General features: G+C 44.9%; 11 protein-coding genes, 1 rRNA gene and 1 other annotated feature. Of the genes, 6 read left to right on the forward strand and 6 right to left on the reverse strand.

What is annotated here, in order from left to right; all coding sequences use genetic code 11:
• Window positions 1–106: 106 nt before the first annotated feature.
• A 16S ribosomal RNA gene (locus tag IGJ12_RS16895) occupies window positions 107–1666 on the reverse strand.
• Between the two features lie 714 nt (window positions 1667–2380).
• Here IGJ12_RS16895 and IGJ12_RS16900 point away from each other — a divergent pair.
• From IGJ12_RS16900 to IGJ12_RS16915, 4 genes are all read left to right on the forward strand, one after another.
• Window positions 2381–3070 carry a response regulator transcription factor gene (locus IGJ12_RS16900; protein WP_008376963.1) on the forward strand — a complete coding sequence of 230 codons (690 nt, stop codon included), beginning with the start codon at window positions 2381–2383 and terminating at the stop codon, window positions 3068–3070.
• Window positions 3060–4268 carry a sensor histidine kinase gene (locus tag IGJ12_RS16905; RefSeq protein ID WP_005232945.1) on the forward strand — a complete coding sequence of 403 codons (1209 nt, stop codon included), beginning with the start codon at window positions 3060–3062 and terminating at the stop codon, window positions 4266–4268. Before IGJ12_RS16900 ends, IGJ12_RS16905 begins: the two co-directional genes overlap by 11 nt.
• 35 nt (window positions 4269–4303) lie before the next feature.
• Window positions 4304–4501 (forward strand) — a binding site (T-box leader).
• A 57-nt stretch (window positions 4502–4558) separates the two neighbouring features.
• A complete protein-coding gene (gene serS, locus IGJ12_RS16910) occupies window positions 4559–5836 on the forward strand; it encodes a serine--tRNA ligase (protein WP_005232944.1) in 1278 nt (425 codons plus the stop codon).
• 287 nt (window positions 5837–6123) lie between these two features.
• Complete coding sequence (locus IGJ12_RS16915) at window positions 6124–7644, forward strand: polysaccharide deacetylase family protein (protein WP_430619224.1); 1521 nt, start codon at window positions 6124–6126, stop codon at window positions 7642–7644.
• Between the two features lie 70 nt (window positions 7645–7714).
• On the opposite strand, the gene IGJ12_RS16920 is transcribed toward IGJ12_RS16915, so the two are convergent.
• Window positions 7715–8341 carry a TetR/AcrR family transcriptional regulator gene (locus IGJ12_RS16920; RefSeq protein ID WP_060791711.1) on the reverse strand — a complete coding sequence of 209 codons (627 nt, stop codon included), beginning with the start codon at window positions 8339–8341 and terminating at the stop codon, window positions 7715–7717.
• An 85-nt stretch (window positions 8342–8426) separates the two neighbouring features.
• Between IGJ12_RS16920 and IGJ12_RS16925 the strand changes: the two genes are divergently transcribed.
• Both IGJ12_RS16925 and IGJ12_RS16930 read left to right on the forward strand, forming a co-directional pair.
• A complete protein-coding gene (locus tag IGJ12_RS16925; protein WP_008376960.1) occupies window positions 8427–9128 on the forward strand; it encodes an ABC transporter ATP-binding protein in 702 nt (233 codons plus the stop codon).
• Between the two features lie 9 nt (window positions 9129–9137).
• Window positions 9138–11843: an FtsX-like permease family protein gene (locus tag IGJ12_RS16930; RefSeq protein ID WP_430619225.1), complete on the forward strand. Its 2706-nt coding sequence runs from the start codon at window positions 9138–9140 to the stop codon at window positions 11841–11843.
• Between the two features lie 158 nt (window positions 11844–12001).
• Here the strand turns inward: IGJ12_RS16930 and guaB are convergent, their stop codons facing one another.
• The 4 genes from guaB to IGJ12_RS16950 form a co-directional block, all read right to left on the reverse strand.
• Window positions 12002–13486, reverse strand: a complete 1485-nt coding sequence (gene guaB, locus IGJ12_RS16935) for an IMP dehydrogenase (RefSeq protein ID WP_005226250.1) — start codon at window positions 13484–13486, stop codon at window positions 12002–12004.
• A gap of 202 nt (window positions 13487–13688) precedes the next feature.
• The gene (locus tag IGJ12_RS16940) at window positions 13689–14381 is read right to left on the reverse strand and encodes a DUF1129 domain-containing protein (RefSeq protein WP_005226251.1); all 693 of its coding nucleotides are present in this window, start codon (window positions 14379–14381) and stop codon (window positions 13689–13691) included.
• Between the two features lie 71 nt (window positions 14382–14452).
• Window positions 14453–15553 carry a redox-regulated ATPase YchF gene (gene ychF, locus IGJ12_RS16945; protein ID WP_005226252.1) on the reverse strand — a complete coding sequence of 367 codons (1101 nt, stop codon included), beginning with the start codon at window positions 15551–15553 and terminating at the stop codon, window positions 14453–14455.
• Window positions 15554–15561: 8 nt separating this feature from the next.
• Complete coding sequence (locus IGJ12_RS16950) at window positions 15562–15750, reverse strand: DUF951 domain-containing protein (RefSeq protein ID WP_005226253.1); 189 nt, start codon at window positions 15748–15750, stop codon at window positions 15562–15564.
• Window positions 15751–15759 lie beyond the last annotated feature (9 nt).

Here is a 15759-nt window from a genome sequence, read left to right on the forward strand (position 1 = left end):
ATTTTTTCTTCGATATCCAGTTTTCAATGAACAAATTTGTTTGAGAGTAAACCTCTCAAAACTGAACAAAGGCAAACGATGTGTAGTCTTCCGAAATATTCCTTAGAAAGGAGGTGATCCAGCCGCACCTTCCGATACGGCTACCTTGTTACGACTTCACCCCAATCATCTATCCCACCTTAGGCGGCTGGCTCCAAAAAGGTTACCTCACCGACTTCGGGTGTTACAAACTCTCGTGGTGTGACGGGCGGTGTGTACAAGGCCCGGGAACGTATTCACCGCGGCGTGCTGATCCGCGATTACTAGCGATTCCGGCTTCATGTAGGCGAGTTGCAGCCTACAATCCGAACTGAGAGAAGCTTTAAGAGATTAGCTTAGCCTCGCGACTTCGCAACTCGTTGTACTTCCCATTGTAGCACGTGTGTAGCCCAGGTCATAAGGGGCATGATGATTTGACGTCATCCCCACCTTCCTCCGGTTTGTCACCGGCAGTCTCGCTAGAGTGCCCAACTAAATGATGGCAACTAACAATAAGGGTTGCGCTCGTTGCGGGACTTAACCCAACATCTCACGACACGAGCTGACGACAACCATGCACCACCTGTCACTTTGCCCCCGAAGGGGAAGCTCTATCTCTAGAGTGGTCAAAGGATGTCAAGACCTGGTAAGGTTCTTCGCGTTGCTTCGAATTAAACCACATGCTCCACCGCTTGTGCGGGCCCCCGTCAATTCCTTTGAGTTTCAACCTTGCGGTCGTACTCCCCAGGCGGAGTGCTTAATGCGTTTGCTGCAGCACTGAAGGGCGGAAACCCTCCAACACTTAGCACTCATCGTTTACGGCGTGGACTACCAGGGTATCTAATCCTGTTCGCTCCCCACGCTTTCGAGCCTCAGCGTCAGTTACAGACCAGAGAGCCGCCTTCGCCACTGGTGTTCCTCCATATATCTACGCATTTCACCGCTACACATGGAATTCCACTCTCCTCTTCTGCACTCAAGTCTCCCAGTTTCCAATGACCCTCCCCGGTTGAGCCGGGGGCTTTCACATCAGACTTAAGAAACCGCCTGCGCTCGCTTTACGCCCAATAAATCCGGACAACGCTTGCCACCTACGTATTACCGCGGCTGCTGGCACGTAGTTAGCCGTGGCTTTCTGGTTAGATACCGTCAAGGGATGAACGTTTTACTCTCATCCTTGTTCTTCTCTAACAACAGAGTTTTACGATCCGAAAACCTTCTTCACTCACGCGGCGTTGCTCGGTCAGACTTTCGTCCATTGCCGAAGATTCCCTACTGCTGCCTCCCGTAGGAGTCTGGGCCGTGTCTCAGTCCCAGTGTGGCCGATCACCCTCTCAGGTCGGCTATGCATCGTTGCCTTGGTGAGCCGTTACCTCACCAACTAGCTAATGCACCGCGGGTCCATCCATCAGTGACGCAAAAGCGCCTTTCAACTTTCTTCCATGCGGAAAATAGTGTTATACGGTATTAGCACCTGTTTCCAAGTGTTATCCCCTTCTGATGGGCAGGTTACCCACGTGTTACTCACCCGTTCGCCACTCTTTTTCTTTCGGTGGAGCAAGCTCCGGTGAAAGAAAAAGCGTTCGACTTGCATGTATTAGGCACGCCGCCAGCGTTCGTCCTGAGCCAGGATCAAACTCTCATAATGATTTGTTTGAATGACCATACGGTCATTAAGCTCATAAAAATTAACTTTGCTAGCTATTGCTTGCATGTATTTGTTTCAATAAATTGAAACGTCCTACACATTGGTTCGTTTGCTTGCTTTGTTCAGTTTTCAAAGGTCTACCGTGCTGTGTTAGCAACTTTTATATCATACCAGAGCGACAATTGATTGTCAACTCTTTTTTAAAAGTTTTTTTCGCTCGTTGTTTTTCAACTTCGCAGCGGCTGTCTCAGCGACTTCATTAGAATAACAAATGATTTGTTATTTGTCAACAACTTTTTTTAATTAATTTTGTTGATGTATCAACATCGATTAACTGTTTTAAAATTGCGACTTCGTTATAATATCATCTGTCGAGCTGTGCGTCAACCACTTTTTTAAATTCTTTTTACGAATTCGTTTAGTCATTTGGCACATGTAATAATATACCAAGACTTGCGCTATTCGTCAACCATAAAATGATTGATAGACCAACGTTTCTAGTTACTCCGTTTCCAAAGATGATTCGTGATTTTTAGTCCGTGATTTCCGTCTTTTTTAAGGACTTTTTCCGTTATTATTTGCCTATCGTTCGTCTTTTTCCTTTTTGTGTTTTCTTAATTCCTATCATTCTTATAAATTTAAGTATGATTTTATCTATTTTGTGGAATATTTGCTAAAATGGAGAAAAGAATATTGTTCCTAGGAGGACCCAGTATGAAAATACTTGTAGCAGATGATGACAAAGAGATCGTAGAACTATTAAGCATTTATTTACACAATGAAGGTTATGAATCGGTCAAAGCATATGATGGAAAAGAAGCACTGACCAAGATCCGCACCACTTCTGATATCGAACTATTGATCTTAGATATCATGATGCCAGAAATGGATGGCATGCAAGTCGTGAAAGAATTGAGAAAAGAATCCCAAATCCCTATTATTATGCTGACCGCTAAAACAACCGATATGGATAAGATTCGTGGATTGGTCGCCGGTGCGGATGATTATGTCACAAAACCTTTCAACCCATTAGAAGTTATGGCCCGGGTAAAATCGCTATTGAGAAGAACCAAGATGCAGGCTGCTTCAAATCAACCAGAGATTCTAGAAGTAAGCTCCCTTATTATCAATCGCGATTCCCATGAAGTAAAAACCGTCGATGGCAACGAAATTCAATTGACTGCATTAGAATTCGGTATCCTCTACTTGCTGGCATCGCATCCGAACCGTGTCTTTAGCGCCGATGAGATTTTTGAACGAGTTTGGAAACAAGAAAGTGTCGTTTCTGCCAAAACAGTTATGGTCCATGTCAGTCACTTACGAGATAAGATCGAAGAAGCCACGGATGGTGAAAAAGTCATCCAAACAGTATGGGGGGTCGGCTACAAAATAGATGCGAAGTAAACCAACTGAAAAAAAGCGCAACACACCCATCGAAAAAAAGAAACGGATCACGCTGACCTCAAAGGAAATCAGTGAGTTATTTGCCGAAGGAATTGTAACGATTGTTCTTTTACTTCTATTAAATATCGCTATTTTGGTCATCTTGACCTCAATCGTTGAAAATTCACCAGATTTAGTTGATGCCATCTACGCATCGAAGAATGCTTTCACATCTGCCTTTAATACAGATATCTTCCGCAGTGGGCGCAACTTCATTCTACCGATGTTCTTCCTATTAGATGTGATCGTCTTATATTGGCGTTTGATTCGTCGCTACCATCAAATGCAGCTACGTCACATCATCAGCGAGCTTCATTTTATTGCGGAAGGCAATTACGATCATCGCATTCCCTTCGAGTTACGGGGCGATTTAAGTCGGATCGTTTCTAATATCAATGGCTTAGTCGACAGTACGGTGGCGGCGATTGAAGATGAACGACGGATCGAGCAATCCAAAGATGAGCTGATTACCAATGTCAGTCATGACATTCGAACACCGTTGACTTCGATCATCGGCTATTTAGGTCTAATTGAAGATCGACAATACCATTCAGAAGAAGAATTGCTGAAATATACCCATACGGCGTATGTCAAAGCCAAGCAAATGAAATCCCTTGTCGATGATTTGTTTGAATACACAAAAGTGCGCCAGCCTAGCGTCCCAATCAATGTGATGGAATTTGACATGGCCCAGCTAGTGGAACAATTGGCGGCGGACTTTGAATTAGAAGCTAGTCGGAAAGGCATCAAGATTGAAACATACACCCGTCCGGAACACATCGAGATGGATGGCGATACCGAAAAACTGGTGCGGGTCTTCAATAACTTGCTTTCGAATGCCTTGAAATACGGCAAAGGCGCCGATAAGATCCGCATGGAAGTCGAGAAAGTCGGGACCGAAGCGATCTTAACAGTCAAAAACAATGGGCAAATGATCCCTAAGCAAGCCCTTGATTCTCTATTCGACCGTTTCTACCGAGTGGAAGAATCCCGCTCTCAAGAAACAGGAGGAACTGGCTTAGGTCTAGCGATCGCTCAAAGCATCGTCGCCTTACATGGCGGCTATATCTATGCCAAGTCAACGCCGGAATGGACGTCCTTTATTATCCATCTCCCGTTGAAACGCAACAACTTATCCAACACACAAACCTATGGTTGACGACCCAACATTTTTTGGGTATGCTAGAGAAAATAATCAAGGCACAGAACCTAGTATATTTTTTTCATCTGTATAGAGAGCTGATGGTTGGTGAAAATCAGTGTTGGAAAAAATAGAATCCAGTTCTTTAACGTGTATTTTTCGAAAGAAAAATCGTTGGCTCACGATACGAGCAGCAAGGGCAGCGCAAGCTGAACTTGGGTGGCACCGCGAATGGTCATTTCGTCCCAAGCAATACGGGATTGGAATGGCCTTTTTTCTATGGAAAAATCAAAGGAGGATGTATCACTATGTTAGATGTAAAAATGATTCGCCAAAATTTTGCTGAAGTACAAAGCAAACTCGCAACACGAGGTGTCCAAAAAGAAGTGTTGGACCGCTTTTTAACACTTGATGAGCGTCGCCGAGAACTCTTAGTCCAAACGGAAGAGCGCAAGAAATTGCGTAATGAGGTTTCTGGTGAGATCGCCGCCTTGAAACGGGCGAAAGAAGATGCGGCAGATAAAATTGCCCAAATGAAAGAAGTCGGCAGCCAAATCAAGCAATTGGATGAAGAGATCGCTCAAATTGATGAAGACATCAAAGAGATCGCCACGACGTTGCCGAACTTGCCCAATGATTCTGTTCCGGTGGGCAAAGATGAAGATGACAATGTAGAAGTCCGCCGTTGGGCAGACCCAAAAACCTTTGCCTTTGAACCAAAACCCCATTGGGAGATCGCAGAAGACTTGGGGATTCTCGACTTTGAGCGAGGTGCCAAAGTTTCTGGTAGCCGTTTTGTTTACTACAAAGGCTTAGGTGCTCGTTTGGAACGTGCCTTATACAACTTCATGTTGGATCAGCATGTTTATGAGCATGGGTATACGGAGATGATCACCCCGTATATAGTCAACAGCCAAGCAATGTTCGGTACTGGGCAATTTCCGAAGTTTAAAGAAGATGTTTTCCAATTGGCAGACACTGATTTGACTTTGATCCCGACTGCGGAAGTACCTTTGACCAACTACTATCAAGGGGAGATCTTAGAACAAGAACAGCTCCCTGCATACTTCACTGCCTTGAGCCCATCATTTCGTTCAGAAGCCGGCAGCGCTGGCCGTGACACTCGCGGTTTGATTCGCTTGCACCAATTCAATAAAGTCGAAATGGTGAAATTCAGTGATGCAGAACATTCTTATGAAGAATTAGAGAAAATGACGGCTAATGCCGAAGATATTTTGCAAAAACTCAATTTACCTTACCGTGTGCTTAGCTTGTGTACAGGAGATATGGGCTTTTCTGCAGCGAAGACCTATGATTTAGAAGTATGGATCCCTGCCCAAGAGATGTATCGTGAGATCAGCTCTTGCTCAAACTGTGAAGACTTCCAAGCACGTCGTGCCATGATCCGTTACCGTGATCAAGAGGGCAAGATTCACTACATGCATACACTAAACGGCTCTGGTTTGGCTGTCGGTCGAACGGTAGCCGCAGTGCTTGAAAATTATCAAAACGAAGACGGCAGTGTAACGGTACCAGAAGTTCTGGTTCCTTATATGGGCGGACTGACAAAAATTGAAAAAGCCTAAGCCTTAGTAACCTCAGTAGCAACCCCTAGAGAACAGTCACACCGCGTGAGCTGTTGCCTAGGGGTTTTCTTGTTCACGTAGCCTATAGTGGTTTCCATCCCCCTAACCACTTTGATCACTTCTTGCAAGAGAAACAACGCAACAAGGCTGTAATTTTTAAGCGAATAATTAGAAAAATCCCTTTGTCTTTTTAATCCTCTATCAGAAACCGGGCATGATCGTTGAAAGTGCCTGTGACTTATGGTAACGTGGGCATAATTTAGGATGGAATGAAGGGAGCTTCACCAATGCCCGAACGAAAGACCTATGCCCGTCGGAGTGACTTGCACAAGAAACCAAACAATAATCAAAAACGAACAGCATCAGCTGAAGAAAGACCGAAAGGACCACCCTCGAGAAAGAAGCCGTATCGGAAAGCAATTTTTTCCTTATTTGCCTTATTATTGATCGTTTTGATCGCAACGGCTGGCTCGGTTCTTTACACCTTGCACCAACAAGAAGTTGCGGCCAAAGCAAAATATGAGGCAGCTGCAGAGAAATTACTGGCATCAATCCAAGCAGAACAAAGCCAAAATGGGTTAAAAACATCGCCTGAAGTGCTCTCAGAAGGAACAAACAAAGAACTGATCTACTGCCCGCAAGACCTCGATACGTTTCCCATCAAAGATATCAAAGACCGGTTGACAAAAGCCGCTGAGTCATTGCGCAAAAAACAAACGGAAAAAGAAGTCGTCACCGTTGCCCGTATCCAAGCACAAACGGTAGCTGCAAAAGTCTCTACCTATTCATTAAAAGCCGACAGCTATGTATGGAATCGAGAAACCGGTCGTTTTGAAGATGCTGATCGTTTAACAGATGCACCGATCTTCGTATCAGAGAAGACGCAAACCGAATTGTCTTTGAAAGAACTGGTTCCTGATGAAGGCAGCTTATTAGGTATTCAACAAGTCATTCAGCAGAAACTGCTGGATCAAGCCAAAGAACCCGCCAAAATCATCGACGCCGTCTTGGCCATGGAGCGGATCACCTTCGATTCGAAATTTACTTACGATCCAGAGAAGCTGACCATCGAATTGCCAAAAAATCAGACGGGAGCGACGGAAATCACCCTGCCTTACAGCGAGATCGCCCCATTCATTGATCCTGATCTCGTGGCTGCTGACCAACTCAACAATGCCTTGCCAAGTTTAGACCCCAATAAAAAATACGTGGCATTGACCTTTGATGATGGACCCAACAGTACCTCCACCATGGATCTGTTGAACATCTTACAAGAAAATGACGTTAAAGCGACCTTCTTTATGCTGGGACAAATGGTAGAGCAATATCCGCAAGCCGCTAAAAAAGTCCAAGAAGCCGGGCACGAGATCGCCAGTCATTCTTACTCTCATCCGCAGCTGAATACTCTTTCAGCGGAAGATTTGCAGGCAGAAGTTACAAAAACCAACAAAGCCATTTATAATGCGACGGGTTTACTACCTAGAAATTTACGGCCCCCTTATGGCGCTATCGACAAACAAAGCGCGGCAACCATCGGCATGCCGATCATTCAATGGGACATCGATTCTCAAGACTGGAAATTGAAGGATCCGAAGAAGATCAATGCCTTGGTGCAACAAAATGTCTTTAATGGTGCCATGATCTTGATCCATGATATTCACCCGAAATCTGTGAAAGCCGTACCGGGAGTCATTAAAACACTCAAAAACGAAGGCTACGAATTCGTGACCGTCGATCAATTATTAGAAGCACGGCAAAAACCATTGCATCAATACTTTGGGATGAACGACGAGCGCCTCGTTGACTAAATAAAAAAGGAACGCAGCAAATTGTCTCTTGCTGCGTTCCTTTTTGGTTATTGGATCGTTCCCTCTTTTTTTAGCCCTTCTTATCCTCATATACATTAGTCACAAAAATTTGGATCAACAGTTCAGCGACAGCTTTTGGCGGCATCGTTGAGAAATCTTTGAGCCAGCGTTCGATCAACCCGATAGACCCGCAGACAAAAAAGCTAAGACACAGTTCCAATTCTTCCTCGGAAGCATCTTGAAAGTATTGGGCAAACCGTTTCAAGGTCTCCGGTTTGATCTCTGACAATAAAAGATTCAGCAAATGGCTGTTGTTCAACAAAATCAAATGGGTCGTACTAGGATTCTCATACAAAATCGTCAACAGCTTTTCCAACCAAAGATCCAATGACAAATTTTCCTGCTGCAAGTTCGATGCGATCTGCTCAACAAGCTCCCCTTCGATTTCCTCCAACAACGCGGCCGTATCCTTATAATATTTATAAAATGTTCCTCGGTTGATATCGGCTCGTTCCGCAATCTCTTTGATCGTGATTTTGCGGTACTCTTTTTCCAACAATAACTCCTGAAAGGCGCGTCGGATCACTTTTTTCGAGTAGATCGTTCGACGATTCCCCACAGTCCCCACCATATCGTTTCCCCTTTTCTCTGTACATTTGATCAATATTTGTCTATTTAATGACAAATACGTAAGCATTGAGGATTGCTCTTACTTTTCTTTCTTAGTATACTAACACCATGTGATTAAATCAACACGTGTTTAAAAAATGGAGGCTTTATTAATGAGTTATGTTGAAGTAAAGAATGAATATAAACGCTATCAGATGGGCGAAACCACTATCACTGCCAACAATGATCTTTCCTTTGCCATTGAAGAAGGCGAATTAGTGGTGATTCTTGGACCTAGTGGTGCCGGAAAATCGACCGTTTTGAATATCTTAGGCGGGATGGACTCGCCAGATGAAGGAGAAATCATTATCGACAATGTCGATATCGCGAAGTTTAACGACAAACAATTAACAGAATACCGCCGCACAGACGTTGGGTTTGTCTTCCAGTTTTATAATTTGGTCCCAAATCTGACAGCAAAAGAAAACATTGAATTGGCTACTGAAGTCTCACCGAATGCACTCGATCCTGATGAAGTCTTGGCCCAAGTCGGGTTAGAAAACCGCAAAAACAACTTTCCTTCTCAGCTTTCTGGTGGGGAACAGCAGCGGGTATCGATCGCTCGGGCGTTAGCCAAAAACCCGAAACTGCTGCTATGCGATGAACCGACTGGTGCTTTGGACTTTGAAACAGGAAAACAAGTGTTGAAGCTTTTGCAAAACGCTAGCCGGAAAAATGGCAATACGGTGTTGATCATCACCCATAATAGCGCCATTGCCCCGATCGCCGATCGGGTGATCCATATCAACGATGCCACTGTCCGTTCCATTGAAGAGAATCCTCATCCCATCTCGATCGATGAAATCGTTTGGTAGGAGGATCTGATGAAAAATAAGACCTATCTTAAAGCAAGTTTGCGAGAGATTCGCCAATCAAAAGGCCGCTTTATCGCAATCACCTTGATCATTTTTTTAGGAACGTTTCTCTTTGTCGGTGTCAAATCGACCGGCCCGATCCTGAACCATTCCGCGAGTGAATATGTCAACGGCCAGCAATTAGCAGATCTGCAAGTCACTTCAACACTGGGATTGACGAAGGACGACATTGATGCCGCGGAAAAAAGCGGTGCTCACACAGAAGCCGCCTATCAATTTTATTACGCTGCCAATTCAGATGAAGTCGTGCAAGTGACCTCCTATGACCCCTCACAGGAACTCAACCAGTTACTGGTGAAGGACGGCCGACTGCCAGAAAAAGCCGATGAAATCGTGCTGGACACCGAAGCAAAAAATTATGGCTGGCAAATAGGTGATACTTTTACGATCGACGATGCCGATAATCTGTCGGACAAAGAGTATACGATCGTTGGGTTTGCCACTTCTCCCATTTATATCAGTGCTGCCGAACGGGGCTATGCAAATGTCGGCAGCGGTGTCGTGACGTACTTTGCTTATGTACCGGAAGAACAGTTCACGATGGAGGTCAAATCGATCCTCTATCTCGCCTTTGATGATGTCGCCGGGCTTGAAACATACTCCGATACGTACACCGACAAGATGGCAGCCCATCAAGAAACGATTGAGGAACTGTTTGCGGACCGTCCTAAGGAACGCTTAGCAGAAATTCAACAAGACGCTTTTGATGAATTAGCCCCTGCAGAAAAAGAAGTCCGCGATGGACAAAAACAGTTAGCTGATGGACAAGCCCAACTGGATCAGGCCAAAGCGGAACTAGAACAACAGCAAGCCGCCTTGGCACAGCTGCCGCCCGTACAACAAGCAGCCCTCGAAGGCCAATTGGCGGCTGGAGAAGCAGAATTGACACAGCAGCAAGACCAATTAGATGAACAGCAACAAGAACTAACCGATGCCCAACAAACACTGGCAGAAAAACGGGCAGAGATCGAAGACTTGGCAGAGCCGACGTATCTTTACAACCAACGCAAAGACAATCCCGGTTTCCAAGAATATGGTGGGCTGTCTGATCGTATCGCAGCGATCGCCAATGTGTTTCCTGTCTTCTTCTTCTTTATCGCTGCGTTGATCACCTTTACGACACTGACGCGGATGGTAGAAGAAAACCGCAAAGAGATCGGTACCTTAAAAGCGATGGGCTATGGCAAAGTCGAGATCTCCCTTAAATATTTGATTTATGCCCTCCTTTCTTCGGCCATTGGCATTATTAGTGGTGCCGTATTAGGAACCGAACTGTTGCCGCGTTTGATCTATTTCCTATCCAGCGAACGGTATCTTTTAGACGGGATTCGCGTCTATTATGTCTGGTCGCCAATTATTTTGGCCGCAATCGCCTTTTTACTGGCGACGCTTGGTGCCTGTCTGTTTGTTCTGATCAAAGAATTGCGGGAAAAACCTGCCCAGCTGCTGCAAGTTCGCGCACCAAAGCCCGGGAAACGGATTTTATTAGAAGCAATTCCCCCCTTATGGTCCCGTTTAAGCTTCAATCAAAAAGTCAGCTTCCGTAACATCTTCCGCTACAAATCGCGAATGATCATGGCAATCATTGGCATCGCCGGTTGTACGGGACTGATGGTGGCAGGCGTTGGGTTGAAAGATTCTCTAAGTGCCGTGACTGCAAAACAATTTGGGCCCATTACGGATTATCAAGCCGTCGTGACCTTAAATGATGCGAAGGAAGAAACCGTTGCTGCCGCTGAAACGGTTTTAACAGACGAGCCTCTTGTGACCCATTCGATGCTAGTCTACAATGAAACGATCGAGATTCGACCGACTAACCAAGGAAAACAAAGTCTGACCTTGATGGTTCCGGCAGATCAGGATGCTTTTGCAGACTATGTCCATTTGAAAACGACGGCAGGACAGAAGCTGTCATTAACAGAGGGTGCCGTGCTGACTATGAAGTACGCAGAATTATATGATTTGCACGTTGGCGATACATTGACCTTCTATACCAGCGATCAAGAAGCCTATGAAGTACCTATTAGTGGCATCGCAGAAAATTATTTAGGCAATTCTCTTTATCTGTCGCCGACCGTTTATGAAGAAATCACCAATAGTACCTTTGAACCAAATGCGTTCTTAGTCAAAAGCAAGACGATGACGAAAAAACAAGAGGAAGCTTTATCAACAGCCTTGTTAGATACCGACAAAGTCAAAAACACGACGTTCCTTTCCACTCAGATCAAAATGCAGGATGATTCGATGGGTAACTTGAACGCCATTGTCTTGATCTTAGTTGTATTATCAGGGGCATTAGCCTTTGTCGTCTTGTATAACTTGACCAACATCAATGTTTCCGAGCGGATTCGCGAGCTTTCTACTATCAAAGTATTAGGGTTTTACAATAAGGAAGTGACTATGTACATCGTACGAGAAAATATCGTCTTTACGTTATTTGGGATTCTCGCAGGTTACGTGGTAGGTTACTTCTTGACTGACTTTATTTTGATCCAAGCTTCGATGGAGAACATGGTCTTTCCATTAGTGATCAATTGGCCGGCTTATGCTTTAGCCGGTGGCATGACGATTCTCTTTACGATCATCGTGATGTACGTCACCCATGTGAAACTGACTCATGTCAATATGATCGATGCGTTGAAATCAAACGAATAAGTTACTGCTAAAGCGATTTGCTGATCATCCAGCAGCGATTTTAGAGAAAAGGGTGCCGATCTCAGCCATTTTGGCAAGATCGGCACCCTTTTTTAGAACCAAACGCCCCCTCTGTCCACTTTTGAACAGAGGGGGCGTTGGTTTTCACGTGAAACATTTTATGATTTTACGGAGTAGTTTGGTGCTTCTTTCGTGATTTGAACATCGTGGGGATGTGATTCTTTTAGTCCGTTGCCGCTCATTTGGATGAATTGTGCTTCATCACGTAATTGCTGCAGATTGCCGGCACCGACATAACCCATCCCTGATTTCAACCCGCCGATCATTTGGAAGATGATATCAGAAACGCTGCCTTTATAAGCGACACGTCCTTCAATGCCTTCTGGAACCAATTTGTTGGCTTCATTTACGCCCCCTTGGAAGTAACGGTCGCTGGAGCCTTTTTCCATTGCCCCCAATGAACCCATTCCGCGGTACGTTTTGAAGCGACGGCCTTGATAGATTTCAAATTCACCTGGTGATTCGTCAGTTCCTGCCAACATGCTACCGAGCATTACAGCATGTCCGCCAGCTGCTAAAGCTTTGACGATATCGCCAGAGTACTTGATCCCACCATCGGCAATGATTGCTTTGCCATATTGACGTGCCACAGAGGCTGCATCATAGATCGCTGTCAATTGAGGAACTCCGACACCGGCTACCACCCGAGTAGTACAGATCGATCCTGGACCGATCCCGACTTTTACGACATCGACACCAGCATCATACAATGCTTTCGTGCCTTCTGCAGTGGCAACATTTCCAGCAATCAATGTCGCTTCTGGGAAATGCGCGCGAATTTCAGAGATTTTGCGTAAAACACCCGCACTGTGTCCATGGGCAGTATCAATGACGATCGCGTCCACGCCTGCATCCAATAATGCTTGTGCTCGTTCAAAGGTATCGCTAGTAACGCCGACTGCCGCTGCCACTAATAGGCGTCCATGCGTGTCTTTGGCTGCATTCGGGAATTCGATTACTTTTTCAATATCTTTGATAGTGATCAACCCGCTTAAGATCCCTGCTTCATCAACGATCGGTAATTTTTCGATCTTGTGTTGTTGTAAGATTTTTTCCGCGTCTTTCAACGAAGTACCGACAGGTGCTGTGATCAATTGGTCTTTGGTCATCACATCATTGATCGGCATCGTATAATCCGTGACAAAACGCATGTCGCGGTTCGTGATGATACCGACTAATTTGCGGTTTTCCATCGTTTCTACGATCGGTACCCCGCTGATGCGGTACTTGCTCATCAAATGTTCTGCATCAGCAACTAAGTGACTTGGTGTTAAGAAAAACGGATCGATGATCACGCCGCTTTCAGAACGTTTTACTTTGCGCACTTCATCTGCTTGCGCGGCGATACTCATGTTTTTGTGAATCACGCCAAGTCCGCCTTGACGCGCCATTGAGATCGCCATTTTACTATCAGTTACGGTATCCATACTGGCACTTATGATTGGAATATTTAGTGTAATATTCGGGGCAAGCTGCACTTTCATATCCACGTCATTTGGCAAGACGTGACTTTCTGCCGGAATCAATAAGACATCATCAAACGTTAACCCTTTTTTTACAAATTTGGTTTCCCAGTTGGACATTTTTGTAACCACTCCTTAAAATTTTTAGGTATTTTAAAAAAAATAGCAAAGATTTTTTCATAAGTCAACCATTCGGAAAGCTTTCTTAATAATCCTCTTCAAACCTTTGGTCAAATCTCATAATTCGCCATTTTTTCTAAAAAAACACGCTGATCGTGCGGTCTTTTTTAACAAAAGAAGGCGCACGATCAACGTGTAGCCATCAGCCTCTAGGAACAGACAGACTGCTGATGATATTGTATTTGCGTTTCAAGTAGTACTTCGCTGCTAATGCCACTGCCCCGATCAAGGCTTCGATCACAGGGTCCACTTGTGGATTCAATGGTGGTTGGATCATCGCAGAAAGCGAGATCACAACGATCCATAGCATGAAGGCTGCGACTAAAATCAAAATAATCTTCCACATCTTCGGCCGTTTGCTCTTATCAGCACCCGGGCGTTCATATTGATACATGTATTTGTACATCAAGTAGAAGACCCAACCAGCAAGCATCGCCATCAAGAAGAGGGTCAATAAGCCATAAGGTTGTGCTTGACCTCTAGTAAAGATCCCCATGACCCCTAACATCAAGCCAAAGATCCCTAAAATCAGCAAGGTGTTATCCAACCACATCAAGAAGGGGCCGGATTCTTTTTGCTCAACGGGTTTGTTGATGATGGCTTCGGTGCGTTCAGACACTGTACCAAATAATTGGCGGGCTGTTTTGCCGCCTTTTTGTTCTTTGACTAAGACAGGCAGCATCTCATGCAAGGCAATCGTTTTTTCTTCTTCAGAAAGGTTGGCTGCCTCTAGCGATTTTTTTAAATCAAATATATATTGTTGGTTTCGTTTTGTTAATTGTTGTTCTAATTCACGATTTTCGGAAACATAATTTCGCAGAGTTTCTGGTTCCATGAATTGATTCTCCCTTCTGCGTTTTCTTCACAATGGACATTTTACCACAAATTCACTGGGAAGAAAGCCCTTTATACGTTAAAACGGAACAACATCACGTCGCCATCTTGCACGACATAATCTTTTCCTTCCAAACGTACCCGACCGGCTTCTTTGGCCGCTTGCATCGTGCCGTATTGGTTCAGATCTTCAAAGGAAACAGTTTCCGCACGAATAAAGCCGCGCTCAAAGTCCGTATGGATGATCCCCGCTGCTTGCGGTGCTTTGATGCCTTTACGGAACGTCCACGCACGCACTTCTTGTTCACCAGCGGTAAAGTACGTTGCTAGACCCAGCAAATCATAAGCAGCACGAATCAATTGATCCAACCCTGATTCTTCAATTCCTAATGCTTCTAAAAACTCTGCTTTGTCTTCTTCTTCCAGCTCAGCGATCTCTTCTTCGGCACGAGCACTGATGACGATCACTTCCGCATTTTCGCTCGCTGCAAATTCCTTCACTTTGTTGACATAGTCATTGGTTTCATAGTCTGCCACGTCTTCTTCTGCTACGTTGGCAACGTATAAAACTGGTTTGGTCGTTAGTAAAAACAAACTTTTGACGATGCGCTGTTCTTCATCTGTAAATTCGATCGAACGAGCAGAGATCCCTTCTTCTAGGACCGGTTTGATCTTATCAAGAACGGCCAGTTCCGCAACTGCATCTTTGTCTTTGGTTTTGGCAATTTTTGCGACCCGAGTATAGCGCTTGTTGACGGATTCTAAATCCGCTAAAACCAACTCCAAATTGATGGTGTCGATATCAGCTAATGGGTCCACGCGGCCTTCCACGTGGGTGATGTTGTCATCGTCGAAACAACGAACGACATGACAGATCGCATCCACTTGGCGGATATGGCTCAAAAATTGGTTACCTAATCCTTCCCCTTTGCTGGCACCGCGGACGATTCCGGCAATATCCGTAAATTCAAAGGTGGTTGGGACCGTCTTTTTCGGACGGACTAATTCTGTTAAACGCTGTAAGCGCCAATCTGGCACTTCCACCATTCCTACATTCGGATCGATCGTCGCAAACGGGTAGTTTGCGGCTTCTGCTCCTGCTTTGGTTATTGCATTAAATAAAGTAGATTTGCCCACATTTGGCAATCCAACGATTCCGGCAGTTAACGCCATGCTTCACTTCACTCTTTCTCTTTTTTTTCTAGGATTTTCTTCATCTTTTTATCAAATTCTCGGCGCGTCATCATGACGATGTGGCCGCAATTCGTACACTTTATTTTGATGTCTGCCCCCATGCGGATGATTTCCCAACGATTGGCTTTGCAGGCATGCGGTTTTTTCATTTCGACAATATCCCCAAGATCATACATCTTTATCAC

The sequence above is a fragment of the Enterococcus sp. DIV0802b genome, from assembly GCF_050543535.1.
GTDB lineage: Bacteria > Bacillota > Bacilli > Lactobacillales > Enterococcaceae > Enterococcus_D > Enterococcus_D entomosocium.

Coding starts and splice junctions, on each gene's coding strand:
- IGJ12_RS16900 (WP_008376963.1), top strand. CDS start 2,381: ATGAAAATACTTGTAGCAGATGATGACAAAGAGATCGTAGAACTATTA.
- IGJ12_RS16905 (WP_005232945.1), top strand. CDS start 3,060: ATGCGAAGTAAACCAACTGAAAAAAAGCGCAACACACCCATCGAAAAA.
- serS (WP_005232944.1), top strand. CDS start 4,559: ATGTTAGATGTAAAAATGATTCGCCAAAATTTTGCTGAAGTACAAAGC.
- IGJ12_RS16915 (WP_430619224.1), top strand. CDS start 6,124: ATGCCCGAACGAAAGACCTATGCCCGTCGGAGTGACTTGCACAAGAAA.
- IGJ12_RS16920 (WP_060791711.1), bottom strand. CDS start 8,341: ATGCTTACGTATTTGTCATTAAATAGACAAATATTGATCAAATGTACA.
- IGJ12_RS16925 (WP_008376960.1), top strand. CDS start 8,427: ATGAGTTATGTTGAAGTAAAGAATGAATATAAACGCTATCAGATGGGC.
- IGJ12_RS16930 (WP_430619225.1), top strand. CDS start 9,138: ATGAAAAATAAGACCTATCTTAAAGCAAGTTTGCGAGAGATTCGCCAA.
- guaB (WP_005226250.1), bottom strand. CDS start 13,486: ATGTCCAACTGGGAAACCAAATTTGTAAAAAAAGGGTTAACGTTTGAT.
- IGJ12_RS16940 (WP_005226251.1), bottom strand. CDS start 14,381: ATGGAACCAGAAACTCTGCGAAATTATGTTTCCGAAAATCGTGAATTA.
- ychF (WP_005226252.1), bottom strand. CDS start 15,553: ATGGCGTTAACTGCCGGAATCGTTGGATTGCCAAATGTGGGCAAATCT.
- IGJ12_RS16950 (WP_005226253.1), bottom strand. CDS start 15,750: ATGTATGATCTTGGGGATATTGTCGAAATGAAAAAACCGCATGCCTGC.